Source organism: Serratia rhizosphaerae (assembly GCF_009817885.1).
Taxonomy (GTDB): domain Bacteria; phylum Pseudomonadota; class Gammaproteobacteria; order Enterobacterales; family Enterobacteriaceae; genus Serratia_B; species Serratia_B rhizosphaerae.
In genome coordinates, this window is record NZ_CP041764.1 from 4,472,199 (window position 1) to 4,486,663 (window position 14,465).

General features: G+C 52.5%; 11 protein-coding genes. 8 read left to right on the forward strand and 3 right to left on the reverse strand.

Annotated elements, in window-relative coordinates:
• Nucleotides 1-48 precede the first annotated feature (48 nt).
• The 4 genes from rssB to FO014_RS20830 all read left to right on the forward strand — a co-directional run bounded on the left by rssB (nt 49) and on the right by FO014_RS20830 (nt 4,587).
• On the forward strand, nt 49-1,062 hold the full coding sequence (rssB, locus tag FO014_RS20815) for a two-component system response regulator RssB (RefSeq protein WP_160030910.1): 1,014 nt from the start codon (nt 49-51) through the stop codon (nt 1,060-1,062).
• A 205-nt stretch (nt 1,063-1,267) separates the two neighbouring features.
• Nucleotides 1,268-2,185, forward strand: coding sequence for a UTP--glucose-1-phosphate uridylyltransferase GalU (gene galU / locus FO014_RS20820; protein ID WP_160030911.1), 918 nt, complete (start codon nt 1,268-1,270; stop codon nt 2,183-2,185).
• A 38-nt stretch (nt 2,186-2,223) separates the two neighbouring features.
• Complete coding sequence (locus FO014_RS20825) at nt 2,224-3,567, forward strand: UDP-glucose dehydrogenase family protein (protein WP_160030912.1); 1,344 nt, start codon at nt 2,224-2,226, stop codon at nt 3,565-3,567.
• Nucleotides 3,568-3,576: 9 nt separating this feature from the next.
• On the forward strand, nt 3,577-4,587 hold the full coding sequence (locus tag FO014_RS20830; RefSeq protein ID WP_160030913.1) for an NAD-dependent epimerase: 1,011 nt from the start codon (nt 3,577-3,579) through the stop codon (nt 4,585-4,587).
• Nucleotides 4,588-4,758: 171 nt separating this feature from the next.
• On the opposite strand, the gene hns is transcribed toward FO014_RS20830, so the two are convergent.
• Nucleotides 4,759-5,163: a histone-like nucleoid-structuring protein H-NS gene (gene hns / locus FO014_RS20835; protein ID WP_105231349.1), complete on the reverse strand. Its 405-nt coding sequence runs from the start codon at nt 5,161-5,163 to the stop codon at nt 4,759-4,761.
• 662 nt (nt 5,164-5,825) lie between these two features.
• On the opposite strand from hns, the gene FO014_RS20840 reads away from it, so the two are divergent.
• Nucleotides 5,826-6,410 carry a thymidine kinase gene (locus FO014_RS20840; protein ID WP_160030914.1) on the forward strand — a complete coding sequence of 195 codons (585 nt, stop codon included), beginning with the start codon at nt 5,826-5,828 and terminating at the stop codon, nt 6,408-6,410.
• Between the two features lie 65 nt (nt 6,411-6,475).
• Here FO014_RS20840 and adhE read toward each other — a convergent pair whose 3' ends face one another.
• On the reverse strand, nt 6,476-9,142 hold the full coding sequence (gene adhE / locus FO014_RS20845) for a bifunctional acetaldehyde-CoA/alcohol dehydrogenase (RefSeq protein ID WP_160030915.1): 2,667 nt from the start codon (nt 9,140-9,142) through the stop codon (nt 6,476-6,478).
• 497 nt (nt 9,143-9,639) lie between these two features.
• On the opposite strand from adhE, the gene FO014_RS20850 reads away from it, so the two are divergent.
• On the forward strand, nt 9,640-10,284 hold the full coding sequence (locus FO014_RS20850) for a YchE family NAAT transporter (protein ID WP_015672549.1): 645 nt from the start codon (nt 9,640-9,642) through the stop codon (nt 10,282-10,284).
• 339 nt (nt 10,285-10,623) lie between these two features.
• Here FO014_RS20850 and FO014_RS20855 read toward each other — a convergent pair whose 3' ends face one another.
• Nucleotides 10,624-10,818, reverse strand: coding sequence for a hypothetical protein (locus tag FO014_RS20855; protein ID WP_160030916.1), 195 nt, complete (start codon nt 10,816-10,818; stop codon nt 10,624-10,626).
• A 149-nt stretch (nt 10,819-10,967) separates the two neighbouring features.
• Here FO014_RS20855 and FO014_RS20860 point away from each other — a divergent pair, with 149 nt between their 5' ends.
• Both FO014_RS20860 and oppA read left to right on the forward strand, forming a co-directional pair.
• Nucleotides 10,968-12,602, forward strand: a complete 1,635-nt coding sequence (locus FO014_RS20860) for an ABC transporter substrate-binding protein (RefSeq protein WP_160030917.1) — start codon at nt 10,968-10,970, stop codon at nt 12,600-12,602.
• 151 nt (nt 12,603-12,753) lie between these two features.
• Nucleotides 12,754-14,385 (forward strand): oligopeptide ABC transporter substrate-binding protein OppA, encoded by a 1,632-nt coding sequence (oppA, locus tag FO014_RS20865; RefSeq protein ID WP_160030918.1) that lies wholly within the window; start codon nt 12,754-12,756, stop codon nt 14,383-14,385.
• Nucleotides 14,386-14,465: the final 80 nt, after the last annotated feature.

Here is a 14,465-nt window from a genome sequence, read left to right on the forward strand (position 1 = left end):
GCCATTTTGAGCCACTATTACAACATGAAAAGGGAAGAGGCTCGGCTAATGGCACTACCACTGACAGGCAAGCGCATTCTGATTGTTGAAGACGAACAGGTCTTCCGTTCGGTGCTTGTCGGCTACCTGACATCGTTGGGCGCGCAATCGCATGAAGCCAGTAATGGCTTACAGGCGCTGAGCGCCGTGGAGGATGTTCAGCCCGATCTGATCCTGTGCGATCTGGCAATGCCGGAAATGGGCGGGATTGAGTTTGTTGAGCATTTGCGTCTGCAGGGAGACAAGATCCCGATTCTGGTGATTTCAGCCACCGATAAAATGGCGGATATTGCTAAAGTGCTGCGTCTGGGCGTGCAGGATGTACTGCTGAAGCCGTTAACCGATCTTAACCGTCTGCGCGAAGCGGCGCTGGCCTGCCTGTATCCCAATATGTTCACCTCGCCGGCGTTAGAGGAGGCCGACCTGCTGCAGGACTGGGATGCGCTGAGCAAGAATCCTTCCGAGGCCGCCAGCCTGCTGAAGCAACTGCAGCCGCCGGTGCAACAGACGATCGCCCACTGCCGTATCAATTATCGCCAGCTGACCACGGGAGAAAACCCCGGCCTGGTATTGGATATCGCAGCACTGTCAGAGAATGATTTGGCGTTTTATTGTCTGGATGTTACGCGCGCTGGCGATAATGGCGTGCTGGCTGCGTTATTATTGCGCGCTTTATTTAATGGCTTGTTACAAGATCATTTAGCTAATCAGCGCCACCGCCTGCCGCAAATGTCAACATTGTTAAAACAAGTTAATCAATTATTGCGTCAGGGGAAATTGGACGGACAATTTCCCCTGCTGCTTGGTTACTATCATGCCGAATATAAAAACCTGATTCTGGTTTCTGCCGGTCTGCACGCTAATATCAATACCGGCGATAACCAGATTCAGCTGAGCAACGGCGTACCGCTGGGCACGCTGGGGGCGGCTTACATGAACCAGATCAGCCAGCGCTGCGCGGCCTGGCAGTGTCAGGTTTGGGGGGCGGGCGGGCGCCTGCGCCTGATGCTCAGCGCGGAATAAATACGCGGCAATCTCCGTATATTTGATAGGATCTACCACGCTATTAAGGGTGAATAATCATCGTAAACCCGAGACTTGGGTAATTGTCCTAATTTCTCCCGATTTCAATTCGGGGTAATGCTCGCTGCTATTTAGCTGGTATACTCCGAGAGTTTTGTATAACGGATAAAAGCTCATAAATTGAGCGTAGTTTAAGAGAGGAATAATGTCTGCTTTAAATCGGAAAGTCAGAAAAGCAGTGATCCCGGTGGCCGGATTAGGCACACGGATGTTACCGGCAACAAAAGCGATACCGAAAGAGATGCTGCCGCTGGTGGATAAACCACTGATTCAATACGTTGTTAATGAATGTATTGCCGCAGGGATCAACGAAATCGTTCTGGTGACGCACTCCTCTAAAAATTCTATCGAAAACCATTTTGATACCAGCTTTGAACTGGAAGCCATGCTGGAAAAGCGCGTGAAGCGTCAGCTGCTGGATGAAGTTCAGTCCATTTGTCCGCCGGGCGTAACGGTGATGCAGGTGCGCCAGGGGGTGGCCAAAGGTTTGGGGCACGCGATAATGTGCGCCTATCCATTAGTCGGCGATGAGCCGGTCGCGGTGGTGTTACCGGATGTCATTCTGGATGAATACAGCGCGGATCTGAGCAAAGACAACCTGCATGACATGCTGACGCGTTTTGAACAGAGTGGCACCAGCCAGATTATGGTTGAACCGGTGCCGCAGGAAAGCGTCGGCAACTACGGCGTTGCCGATTGCAAAGGCTATGACCTGCAACCGGGCGAAAGCGCGCCGATGGTCAGCGTGGTGGAAAAACCGTTGCCGGCGCAGGCGCCGTCTAACCTGGCGATCGTTGGTCGTTATGTGCTGTCTGCCGATATCTGGGCGCTGCTGGCACAAACTCCGCCGGGAGCCGGTGATGAAATCCAGCTGACCGATGCTATCGATATGCTGATGCGTAAAGAGCCGGTTGAGGCTTACCACCTGAAGGGCAAAAGCCACGATTGTGGTAACAAACTGGGCTATATGCAGGCGTTTGTCGAATACGGATTGCGTCATGCCAGCCTGGGCAAAGAGTTTTCCCAGTGGCTGCAGCAGTTTGCCGCCGCTGAAAAGATCTGATCCATTTTCCGTCTTAATTTGAAAAACTAGGATTTCCCATGAAAGTAACCGTTTTTGGTATTGGCTACGTAGGCTTGGTACAGGCTGCGGTGCTGGCTGAGGTTGGTCATGACGTGATGTGTATTGACGTTGATGAGCGCAAGGTCGAAAACTTGAAGAAAGGGAACATCCCTATTTTTGAACCGGGCCTGACCCCGCTGGTGCAGCAGAACTATGAGGCGGGCCGCCTGCACTTTACTACCGACGCCAAGGCTGGTATCGAACACGGCATCATCCAGTTTATCGCCGTCGGTACGCCGCCGGATGAAGACGGCTCTGCCGACCTGAAATATGTGACTGCGGTAGCCCGTACCATTGCAGAAAACATGGCCGATCATAAAGTGGTGATCGACAAGTCTACCGTGCCGGTCGGCACCGCGGATAAAGTACGCCAGGTGATGACCGAAACGTTGGAAAAACGCGGTAGCACGCTGACCTTCGACGTGGTTTCCAACCCTGAATTCCTGAAGGAAGGGGCGGCGGTTGCCGACTGCATGCGTCCTGAGCGTATTGTCATCGGTACGGATAACAAAGATGTTATCGAGCCGATTCGCGAACTGTATGAGCCGTTCAACCGTAATCATGACCGTATGATTATGATGGATATCCGTAGCGCCGAGCTGACCAAATATGCGGCTAACTGCATGCTGGCGACCAAAATCAGCTTTATGAATGAAATCTCCAACCTGGCAGAACTGCTGGGGGCGGATATTGAGAAAGTACGTCAGGGCATCGGCTCCGACTCGCGCATTGGCTACCACTTTATCTATCCGGGCTGCGGCTACGGCGGCTCTTGTTTCCCGAAAGACGTGCAGGCGCTGATCCGTACGTCTGAAAACATTGGCTACCAGCCAAAACTGCTGCAGGCGGTGGAGCAGGTGAACTACCAGCAGAAGAGCAAGCTGGTGCAGTTTATCAAACACTACTTTGGTGAAGACCTGCGTGGCAAAACCTTTGCGCTGTGGGGCCTGGCATTCAAACCAAACACCGACGACATGCGTGAAGCCTCCAGCCGCGTGCTGATGGAAGCGCTGTGGGCCGCTGGCGCCTGCGTACAGGCTTACGACCCTGAAGCGATGAACGAAACGCAGCGCATCTATGGCGACCGTGACGATCTGAAACTGATGGGCACCAAAGAAGCTGCGCTGAAAGGTGCCGATGCGCTGGTGATTTGCACCGAATGGCAGAATTTCCGCGCGCCGGACTTTGACGCGATTAAAGGCGCGCTGAAGCAGCCGGTTATCTTCGACGGGCGTAACCTGTATGATCCGGAACGTTTGCAAAACCGCGGCTTCACGTATTATGCGATTGGCCGCGGCGCATCGGTGCAGCCGGTCATTTAAGAGGTGAGTATGAAATTTTTGGTTACAGGCGCCGCCGGGTTTATTGGCTATCACGTTGCCGAGCGTTTGTTGACCGCAGGGCACCAGGTTGTCGGTATCGACAACCTGAATGACTATTATGACGTTAGCCTGAAAGTCGCGCGCCTTGACCTTTTGGCCGGGAAACCGGCCTTTCAGTTTATTAAGCTGGATCTGGCGGACCGTGAAGGGATCGCAGCATTGTTTGCCGAACACCAATTCCAGCGGGTGATTCACCTTGGCGCCCAGGCCGGGGTGCGTTATTCGTTGGATAACCCAATGGCCTATGCCGACTCTAACCTGATCGGTCATTTAAACGTGTTGGAAGGGTGTCGGCATAATAAGGTTGAGCATCTGCTTTACGCGTCTTCCAGTTCGGTTTATGGCCTCAATCGTAAGCTGCCGTTCTCAACGGAGGATTCTGTCGATCATCCGGTTTCTTTGTACGCAGCGACGAAAAAAGCCAATGAGCTGATGTCACACAGCTATTCGCATCTATATGGTATACCCACTACCGGCCTGCGTTTCTTTACCGTCTATGGTCCGTGGGGGCGTCCTGATATGGCGCTGTTCAAGTTTACCAAGGCAATATTGGCCGGCGAGAGTATTGATGTATATAACCATGGTGAGATGCACCGTGATTTTACCTACATAGATGATATTGCCGAAGCCATTGTCCGTTTGCAGGATATCATTCCGCAACCGAATGCCGGGTGGAGCGTTGAGCAGGGGTCTCCGGCCACCAGTTCTGCACCATACCATGTATATAATATCGGCAACAGCTCACCGGTTAAGCTGATGGAATATATCAGCGCGCTGGAAAATGCGTTGGGCGTGACGGCGCATAAAAATATGCTGCCGATGCAGCCTGGTGACGTACTGGACACCAGTGCGGACACCAAGGACTTGTATAGCACGGTTGGCTTTAAGCCGGCGACCAGCGTGGATGACGGGGTGAAACGTTTTGTCGATTGGTACAAGGCGTTTTATCACGAGCAGTAAACGAACAGCTTACTGGAAAATTAAAGGGGCTACGGCCCCTTTTTCTATTTCAGTCTACCGCATCATCGGATATGCCTGTCTCATTTTATATCATGAAATGCGATATTGGAGAGCAGGTAGACAGCAAAAAGGCTCCCGCAGGAGCCTTTTTAGTGCGATTAAGCAGCGCGATTACAGCAGGAAATCTTCCAGAGATTTACCTTGCTCTTCGATAGCTTTCTTAATCACGGCTGGAGTACGGCCCTGGCCAGTCCAGGTTTTGGTTTCGCCGTTTTCGTCTTTATATTGGTATTTAGCTGGACGTGCGGCACGTTTTGCTTTACCAGCGGATTTAGCGGCCATGGTCTGCAGCAGTTCGTTAGGGTCAATACCGTCTGCAATCAGCATTTCGCGGTATTGCTGCAGTTTACGGGTACGCTCTTCGATTTCTGCTTGAGCCTGGCTGTCTTCTTCGCGACGTTCGTTCACAACAACTTCCAGTTTCTCAAGCATCTCTTCCAGAGTGTCCAGGCTGCATTCTCTGGCTTGCGCGCGCAGAGTACGGATGTTGTTCAAAATCTTTAAGGCTTCGCTCATTGTCCTAGTCTCAATTTATATTGGTGGGGGCGTCTGGATAATAATAGAGTGCTCTTTTCTTTTCTGCAATAGCCAAATTGCGAAGAGTGCCCAAATATGCCATTTAAAAAACCATTACGCGGAACACTCCGGGTTATTACACCGCTTTATGTTCGGTTTTAATGGTGGGGCTTTTAAGCCAATTTTTCAACAGCTATTGCTCATGTTTGTGAGGTGCGGGCTTTCATTACCGGGAAATAATTGCATTTTATATCGATATTAGCCTCTGTATTGGTGAGTCAATATGCTCTGAAGGTATGTAAACAATGGGGGTATATGCGTAAAGATTTTGTCAGGAAGTGATGTTTGAGGGTGACTAACTATAAATGGCAGTCCGTGGCCTGCGAGTAATTTATTTAGGTAACAATGACGGCCCGGGGCTATACGGCGTTACGTCCTAACGTAATGGGCATCCCATATCTTTTATCTCAGGGCAAACCATTAGCATTAATTAATAGTGCACGGGGCTATCTGTCGGCGGTAAATAGCCTAAAGGAGAACAGGGCCGCAGGGCGCTTTACGATACTCGGTTATCGGGACTGGGCGCGTCGCCAGCTTATGATACACTTGATTCTCAGAATCGATGTCTGAATATTTCTTATACCACCTGGAATTGCTGGCTCATGGCTCAACTTTATTTTTATTACTCGGCAATGAACGCGGGGAAATCCACCGCGCTGTTGCAATCTTCATATAATTATCAAGAACGTGGTATGCGTACGCTGGTGTTCACCGCAGAGATTGACCACCGCTTTGGCGTCGGTAAGGTCAGTTCGCGAATCGGCCTCTCATCGCAGGCGCAGCTGTATAATAATGACACCTCGCTGTTTGCCATGATTAATCAGGAGCATCTGCAGCAGACGGTGCACTGTGTGCTGGTGGATGAGAGCCAGTTCCTGAGCAAAGCGCAGGTCGAGCAATTGTGCGATGTGGTTGATCAGCTGGATATCCCGGTATTGTGTTATGGGCTGCGTACCGATTTTCTCGGTGAGTTGTTTATCGGCAGCCAGTACCTGCTGGCATGGGCGGATAAGCTGGTGGAGTTGAAAACCATCTGCCACTGCGGCCGTAAGGCGAATATGGTGTTGCGGCTTGATGAGCACGGTAGAGCGATGCAGGCGGGCGCTCAGGTGGTGATTGGCGGTAATGAGAGCTATGTGTCGGTATGCCGCAAACATTACAAAGAGGCGATGCACGCAGAGGCGTAATCTGCGGCGTGATATCGCATAAAAAACCCGCCTGACGGCGGGTTTTTGCGTTTAGCAACGGAAGATTACTGCTTGGCTTTCTTCTCCGCCTTGGCGGCGGCCGGCGCTTTAACGGCTTCTTCAGCTTCGCTGAATTCACGGCCGTAGAAGGTATCCAGCATGATTTGTTTCAGCTCGGCAATCAGCGGATAGCGCGGGTTGGCACCGGTGCACTGGTCGTCAAATGCGTCTTCAGACAGCTTATCGACTTTTGCCAGGAAATCGGCTTCCTGTACGCCCGCTTCGCGAATGGAGGCAGGGATGCCCAATTCGGTCTTCAGCGCGTCCAGCCATGCCAGCAGCTTCTCAATTTTCTGTGCGGTACGGTCGCCCGGTGCGCTCAGGCCCAGGTGATCGGCGATTTCAGCGTAACGACGGCGCGCCTGCGGACGGTCATACTGACTGAAGGCCGTCTGCTTGGTCGGGTTGTCATTGGCGTTATAGCGAATCACGTTACTGATCAGCATCGCGTTGGCCAAGCCGTGCGGGATATGGAACTCGGACCCCAATTTGTGGGCCATGGAGTGACACACGCCGAGGAAGGCGTTGGCGAAGGCGATGCCGGCGATGGTCGCCGCATTATGTACACGTTCACGCGCTACCGGGTTTTTCGCCCCTTCTTTATAGCTGACCGGCAGATACTCTTTCAGCAGTTTCAGCGCCTGCAGCGCCTGGCCGTCGGAGTATTCGTTCGCCAGTACTGACACATAGGCTTCCAGCGCGTGGGTTACCGCGTCCAGGCCGCCGAAGGCGCACAGCGATTTCGGCATGTTCATCACCAGGTTGGCGTCGACAATCGCCATATCCGGGGTCAGGGCATAGTCCGCCAGCGGGTATTTCTGGCCGGTTTCATCATCGGTCACCACGGCAAACGGTGTAACTTCAGAGCCGGTGCCGGAGGTGGTGGTAACGGCGATCATCTTCGCCTTCACGCCCATTTTCGGGAACTTGTAGATACGTTTACGGATGTCCATAAAGCGCAGCGCCAGATCCTCGAAGTGGGTTTCCGGATGTTCGTACAGCACCCACATGATTTTGGCCGCATCCATCGGCGAACCGCCGCCTAGGGCGATAATCACGTCCGGTTTGAAAGCGTTCATCTGCGCGGCGCCTTTACGCACGATGCTCAGCGTGGGGTCGGCCTCCACTTCAAAGAACACTTCGGTTTCGATACCGTGGGACTTCAGCACGCTGGTGATTTGGTCAGCATAGCCGTTATTGAACAGATAGCCGTCGGTGACAATAAACGCGCGTTTCGCGCCATCGGTCGCCACTTCTTCCAGTGCGATAGGCAAAGAGCCGCGACGGAAGTAGATAGATTTCGGAAGTTTATGCCACAACATGTTTTCTGCTCGCTTCGCTACGGTTTTCTTGTTGATCAAGTGTTTTGGACCGACGTTTTCCGAGATGGAGTTGCCCCCCCATGAGCCGCAGCCCAGCGTCAGCGAAGGCGCCAGTTTAAAGTTGTACAGGTCGCCGATGCCCCCTTGCGAGGCCGGGGTGTTGATCAGGATTCGGGCGGTTTTCATCTTGTCGCCAAAGAAGGCGATGCGCTCCGCCTGATTGTCCTGGTCAGTGTACAGGCAGGAGGTATGGCCGATACCGCCCATCGCCACCAGTTTTTCCGCCTTGTCGACGGCATCGGCAAAGTCTTTGGCGCGGTACATCGCCAGCGTCGGCGAGAGTTTTTCATGGGCGAAGGGTTCGGATTCGTCCACCAACTTGACTTCACCGATCAACACCTTGGTGTTGGCCGGCACGCTGATGCCCGCCATTTCGGCGATCTTCGGCGCGGATTGGCCGACGATGGCGGCGTTAAGGCCACCGTTTTTCAATATAATATCCTGTACCGCTTTCAGCTCTTTGCCCTGCAGCAGGTAGCCGCCGTGCGAAGCGAAACGTTCGCGTACCGCGTTATACACCTCATCAACAACGATCACGGATTGCTCTGAGGCGCAGATCACGCCGCTGTCGAAGGTTTTCGACATCAGAATAGAGGCGACGACGCGTTTGATATCGGCGCTCTCATCGACCACCACCGGCGTATTGCCGGCGCCGACGCCGATGGCCGGTTTACCGGAGCTGTAGGCCGCTTTGACCATGCCCGGGCCGCCGGTGGCGAGAATCAGGTTGATATCCGGGTGGTGCATCAGTTGGTTGGACAGCTCGACGGAAGGCTGATCGATCCAGCCGATGATATCTTTAGGCGCGCCGGCGGCGATTGCCGCCTGCAGCACGATATCCGCAGCTTTATTGGTGGCGTTTTTGGCCCTTGGGTGCGGGGAGAAGATAATGCCGTTACGGGTTTTCAGGCTGATCAGCGCCTTGAAAATGGCCGTAGAGGTCGGGTTGGTGGTGGGCACGATACCGCAGATAAGACCAATAGGTTCAGCGATGGTGATAGTTCCGAAGGTATCGTCTTCGGACAGCACGCCGCAGGTTTTTTCGTCTTTATAAGCGTTGTAGATATACTCGGAGGCAAAGTGGTTTTTAATCACCTTGTCTTCAACGATACCCATACCGGACTCTTCAACGGCCATTTTAGCCAGGGGAATACGTGCATCGGCAGCGGCGAGGGCAGCAGCACGGAAGATAGCGTCAACCTGTTCCTGGGTGAAGTTGGCATACTCGCGCTGGGCTTTTTTGACACGTGCAACAAGCTCGTTCAATTCAGCGATATTTGTTACAGCCATAATGCTCTCCTGATAATGTTAAACTCTTTCAGTAAATAAGCCGTGTAAGCAGCAAGTATAGTCAGGTATCGGAACACCATGGAAAACGTCGGTTTTCTTTACTGGTCAGCTACCTATGATGCTGATTTGCTTAAAGAGCTTTGCTCAGGAATTTGATGTCGGTCAGGCAACGGCGGGAGCGGCACGCTGTCTGACTACGACTAAAAGCTTAACTACTCTTGGGTAGTGTTTTTATGATTTAAATCACAAAAAGTGCAAGCTGACACCTTTCAGCTTAGCGTTGTTGAGAAATTTCTTATTTATAGTGCGCCGACGCTTTTTTGAAACATAAAACTCACCAAAAAACACATGATGCTAACATGTGATTAAGGAAATTCTTACAAATATCATTCGGACGAAAAATGCTGTCTCCGGCGGATGGATTAGCCGCACTATTTCCATTACATTAGCGCGCATGGGGCAGTGCGCTCTAATATAGCGATTAATGCGGAGTTCTTGTGGGGCAATCATTGTTGGATTTTTCCGGCTATATCAAATTCTTTGTTGGCCTGTTTGCGCTGGTGAACCCCGTAGGGATTTTGCCGGTTTTTATCAGTATGACCAGCTACCAGGCGGAAGCCGGACGTAACAAAACCAATCTGACCGCCAACCTTTCCGTGGCGATTATCCTGTGGACGTCATTGTTTATCGGCGAAGGGATTCTGCGCCTGTTCGGCATCTCTATTGATTCGTTTCGTATTGCCGGCGGGATCCTGGTGGTAACTATTGCCATGTCGATGATCAGCGGCAAGCTGGGGGAAGATAAACAAAACAAGCAGGAGAAATCGGAAAGCGCGATCCGCGAAAGCATTGGCGTGGTGCCGCTGGCGCTGCCGCTGATGGCCGGGCCAGGGGCGATCAGCTCGACCATTGTCTGGAGTTCCCGCTACCACAGCTGGCAGAACCTGCTGGGGTTCACGCTGGCGATTGCGCTGTTTGCCTTCTGCTGCTGGCTGCTTTTCCGCGCAGCGCCTTTATTAGTTCGTTTATTGGGGCAGACCGGCATCAACGTTATCACACGCATTATGGGCTTGTTGCTGATGGCGTTAGGCATTGAATTTATTGTTACCGGCGTGAAGGCTATTTTCCCCGGTTTACTCTGACGCTGTAATTTGAGCCGTTAACGCCGCTTTCGGCTCAAATTATTTTTAAAGTTTAAACTTATTTATTGAATGCATGAATGAGGTGCAGAATACGTCCGTTTTTTATACCAATGCACTATTTTGTGGCATGACTCTCACTTTATTTGGCGATAAAGCATTCACTCGTTAATTTTTTAACCTCTCCTCGCCGATTTTCTCCTGTTTTTGCTTATCTTGTGAACATTTGTTGTTAATTTGATCACATCATTCTGTGGGGCTTGTCTCGCTCTCATCCAGGTGATATTAGTGACTAGGCTCGCATTGCCAGATGTTTATTCTTTGAATGTTCAATTTGTTAATTTAATGTTTGTTTTCGGCGCGCAGTGATGCCGCGCAGGCGTGCCTGTCGGTCATTTGTTTAAATTTGTTGAGTAAAATCATTGTGATAATCTGATTTTTCTTCGCCAGGATCTGCAGGGAAATGTTGGAAACAGCGGCAACAAAAGAGAATTGCTTAACATTTTTATAAAATTTATTGGCGATGGATTTTGGCATCTGCTAATTTCCGAGCAACTTTCCTGCGCCGTTTAACCGCGCAGCAGACAAACAGGAATGATTTTTGCTGGTATCCGTTTATTGAAAATACGTATAAGCATTTCACAAAATCCCATAAGACATGCTTATTGATGACAGGGGCTTCGACTATGCAGAAAACCGTTACGCGCACGCCTTTAGCTATTTTTATTACCGGACTGTTTTTTTCTGCGCTGAATACTAGCCATGCCGCTCAGATGCCTGCCGGGGTTAAACTGGCGTCACAGCAAACTATTGTGGTGAATAACGGTTCGGAAGTGGCGTCGCTGGATCCGCATAAAGTTGAAGGCAATCCGGAAAGTAATATTATCCTCAATTTACTGGAAGGACTGGTGAGCACCGACGCCAACGGGCGCGTGGCGCCGGGGGTAGCGGAGCGCTGGGACAATAAGCAGTTCAAAGTCTGGACCTTCCATCTGCGCAATACGGCCATGTGGAGCGACGGTTCTCCGGTGACCGCCGGGGATTTCGTCTACAGCTGGCGCCGCCTGGCGGATCCTAACGTCGCATCGCCTTACGCCAGCTACCTGCAGTACGCCAAGATTGCCAATGCCGATGCGATTCTGAGCGGTAAAAAACCGCCGCAGGCACTGGGGGTTAAAGCTCTTGACGCCCATACCCTGCAGGTGACGCTGAGCGAACCGGTGCCTTATTTGCTCAGTATGCTGACGCATACCTCGATGAAACCGGTCAAGCAGTCGGTGGTAGAGAAGTTTGGCGATAAGTGGACGCTGCCGCAGCATTACGTCGGTAATGGCGCCTACCGGCTGAAGCAGTGGGTGGTTAACGAGCGCATCGTGCTGGAGCGCAGCAACACCTATTGGAACAATGCGGCGTCGGTGATTGAGCAAGCCACCTTCCTGCCGATCTCCTCAGAAGTCAGCGACGTTAACCGCTACCGCAGCGGCGAGATCGATATCAGCAACAGCGCCATTCCGCCAACGCTGTTCGGCAAGATGAAACGTGAAATCCCTGAGCAACTGCACGTCAATCCTTACCTGTGTACGTTCTATTACGAAATCAATAATAAGAAGGCGCCGTTTACCGATCCGCGGGTGCGTGAAGCGGTGAAGCTGACGCTGGACCGCGACATCATCGCCAACAAAATTATGGGGCAGGGACAGATCCCGGCTTATGGGTTTACGCCAACCTTTACCGAGGGTGGCAACTTTACCGCGCCCGAGTGGGCGACATGGACACAGGCCCAGCGCAATCAACGCGCCAGGCAACTGCTGAGCGAAGCCGGCTACGGCGCGGGCAACCCGCTGAAATTCTCGCTGCTGTACAACACCTCCGATCAAAACAAACAGCAGGCGATAGCCGCTGCGTCGATGTGGAAAAAGAACCTCGGCGCAGACGTTACCCTGAGAAACCAGGAATGGAAAACGTCGCTGGAAAGCCGTCGTCAGGGGGAGTTTGACGTTGCACGCGCCACCTGGTGCGGCGATTACAACGAACCGAGCGCCTTCCTTAATCTGGCGCTGTCCAACAGCAGCAACAATACCTTGTTCTATAAAAATGCGCGCTTTGATGCGCTGATGGCCTCCAGCCTGCAGGCGCCGGACGCCGCCGCGCGCACCGCGGTGTATCAGCAGGCGGAGACGCAGCTGGATAAAGATTCGGTGCTGGTGCCGGTTTATTACCGCGTCAGTGCGCGCCTGATCAAACCGACGGTGGGTGGGTTCACCGGTAAAGATCCGCTCGATTATATCGATGTGAAAAATCTGTACATGATCAAGCAGTAACGGGTATTACACCGTGCCGGCAACGGCGGGTAATACGAGGGAGAAGCCAGCCGCCGCAGTCGTTCCGCGACGGCTGGATACACGGCCCGCATAACGGGCCACGCCGTCTCGGCATCGAGCCGGTGATAATAAAAAACTGGAGTGGATAACCATGACCAACATCACAAAGAAAAGCCTGCTGGCCGCCGGTATTATGGCCGCGCTAGGCCTCGGCGCCAGCGCAATCGCCGCCGAGGTGCCGGCGGGGGTACAACTGGCTGACAAACAGGAGATCGTTAAAAATAACGGCTCTGAAGTGCAGTCGCTGGATCCGCATAAAATTGAAGGGGTGCCGGAAAATAACGTCACCCGCGATTTAATCGAAGGCCTGGCCAATAATACGCCGGACGGCGGTATTGAGCCGGGCGTGGCGGAAAGCTGGGATAATAAAGATTACAAGGTATGGACGTTCCACCTGCGTAAAGACGCCAAATGGTCGAACGGTAAGCCGGTTACGGCGCAGGACTTCGTTTATAGCTGGCAGCGCATCGTGGACCCGAACACCGCCTCGCCATATGCCAGCTATCTGCAGTATGCGCACGTGGAAAACGTCGATGACATCATCGCCGGCAAAAAAGATAAATCGACCCTGGGGGTGAAAGCGCTGGACGACCACACCTTCCAGGTGACGCTGAGCGAACCGGTGCCTTATCTGGTGGAGATGACGCCGCACTACGGCATGAAGCCGGTGTATAAAGAGGCGGTGGAGAAGTTTGGCGAAAAGTGGACTTTGCCACAGAACTATGTCAGCAACGGTGCCTATAAGCTGAAAGACTGGGTGGTTAACGAACGCATCGTGCTGGAGCGCAACCCGGAATACTGGAACAACGGCAAAACCATCATCAACAAAGTGACGTTCCTGCCAATTGCCTCTGAGGTGACCGACGTAAACCGTTACCGTACCGGCGAGATCGACATGACCTATAACTACTTGCCTATTGAGCTATATCAGAAACTGAAAAAAGAGATCCCGCAACAGGTACACGTCGACCCGTATCTGTGTACCTACTACTATGAAGTCAATAATCAGAAAGCACCGTTTACCGATGCGCGCGTGCGCGAAGCGCTGAAACTGGGCCTCGACCGCGATATTATCGTCAATAAAGTGAAGAATCAGGGCGACCTGCCGGCCTATGGCCTTACGCCGCCGTACACCGACGGAGCGAAGCTGACGCCGCCGGCGTGGTTCGGCTGGAGCCAGGAAAAACGCAACGAAGAAGCGAAAAAACTGCTGGCGGAAGCCGGTTACGGCCCGGGTAAGCCGCTGACTTTCAGCCTGCTGTATAACACCTCGGATCTGCATAAGAAACTGGCCATCGCCGCCGCCTCCATCTGGAAGAAAAACCTGGGCGTCAACGTCAAACTGGTCAACCAGGAGTGGAAAACCTTCCTTGATACCCGCCATCAGGGCAACTATGACGTGGCGCGCGCCGGCTGGTGTGCCGACTACAACGAACCGAGCTCCTTCCTGAATATGATGCTGTCCGACAGCAGCAGTAACACGACGCACTATAAGAGCGAAGCTTTCGATAAGCTGATGGCCAATGTGTTGACGGCGAAAAGCAAAGATGAGCGCGCCGCTCTCTATCAGAAGGCGGAAGTGCTGCTGGATAAAGACTCTGCCATCGTGCCGGTCTATTACTACGTGAACGCCCGTCTGGTGAAACCTTACGTGGGCGGTTATACCGGTAAAGACCCGCTTGATAACGTGTACGATAAAAATCTGTACATCATCAAACATTGATACGGTAAGGGCTGGTGACGTTGTCACCGGCCCGGTCAAAATAATAAGCCGTTATCAGGCTGTAGCACAGGGTTAGGGCA

Excerpts from the sequence above, each read along its gene's own strand:
- rssB (WP_160030910.1), top strand. The coding sequence starts at position 49 with ATGGCACTACCACTGACAGGCAAGCGCATTCTGATTGTTGAAGACGAA.
- galU (WP_160030911.1), top strand. The coding sequence starts at position 1,268 with ATGTCTGCTTTAAATCGGAAAGTCAGAAAAGCAGTGATCCCGGTGGCC.
- FO014_RS20825 (WP_160030912.1), top strand. The coding sequence starts at position 2,224 with ATGAAAGTAACCGTTTTTGGTATTGGCTACGTAGGCTTGGTACAGGCT.
- FO014_RS20830 (WP_160030913.1), top strand. The coding sequence starts at position 3,577 with ATGAAATTTTTGGTTACAGGCGCCGCCGGGTTTATTGGCTATCACGTT.
- hns (WP_105231349.1), bottom strand. The coding sequence starts at position 5,163 with ATGAGCGAAGCCTTAAAGATTTTGAACAACATCCGTACTCTGCGCGCG.
- FO014_RS20840 (WP_160030914.1), top strand. The coding sequence starts at position 5,826 with ATGGCTCAACTTTATTTTTATTACTCGGCAATGAACGCGGGGAAATCC.
- adhE (WP_160030915.1), bottom strand. The coding sequence starts at position 9,142 with ATGGCTGTAACAAATATCGCTGAATTGAACGAGCTTGTTGCACGTGTC.
- FO014_RS20855 (WP_160030916.1), bottom strand. The coding sequence starts at position 10,818 with ATGCCAAAATCCATCGCCAATAAATTTTATAAAAATGTTAAGCAATTC.
- FO014_RS20860 (WP_160030917.1), top strand. The coding sequence starts at position 10,968 with ATGCAGAAAACCGTTACGCGCACGCCTTTAGCTATTTTTATTACCGGA.
- oppA (WP_160030918.1), top strand. The coding sequence starts at position 12,754 with ATGACCAACATCACAAAGAAAAGCCTGCTGGCCGCCGGTATTATGGCC.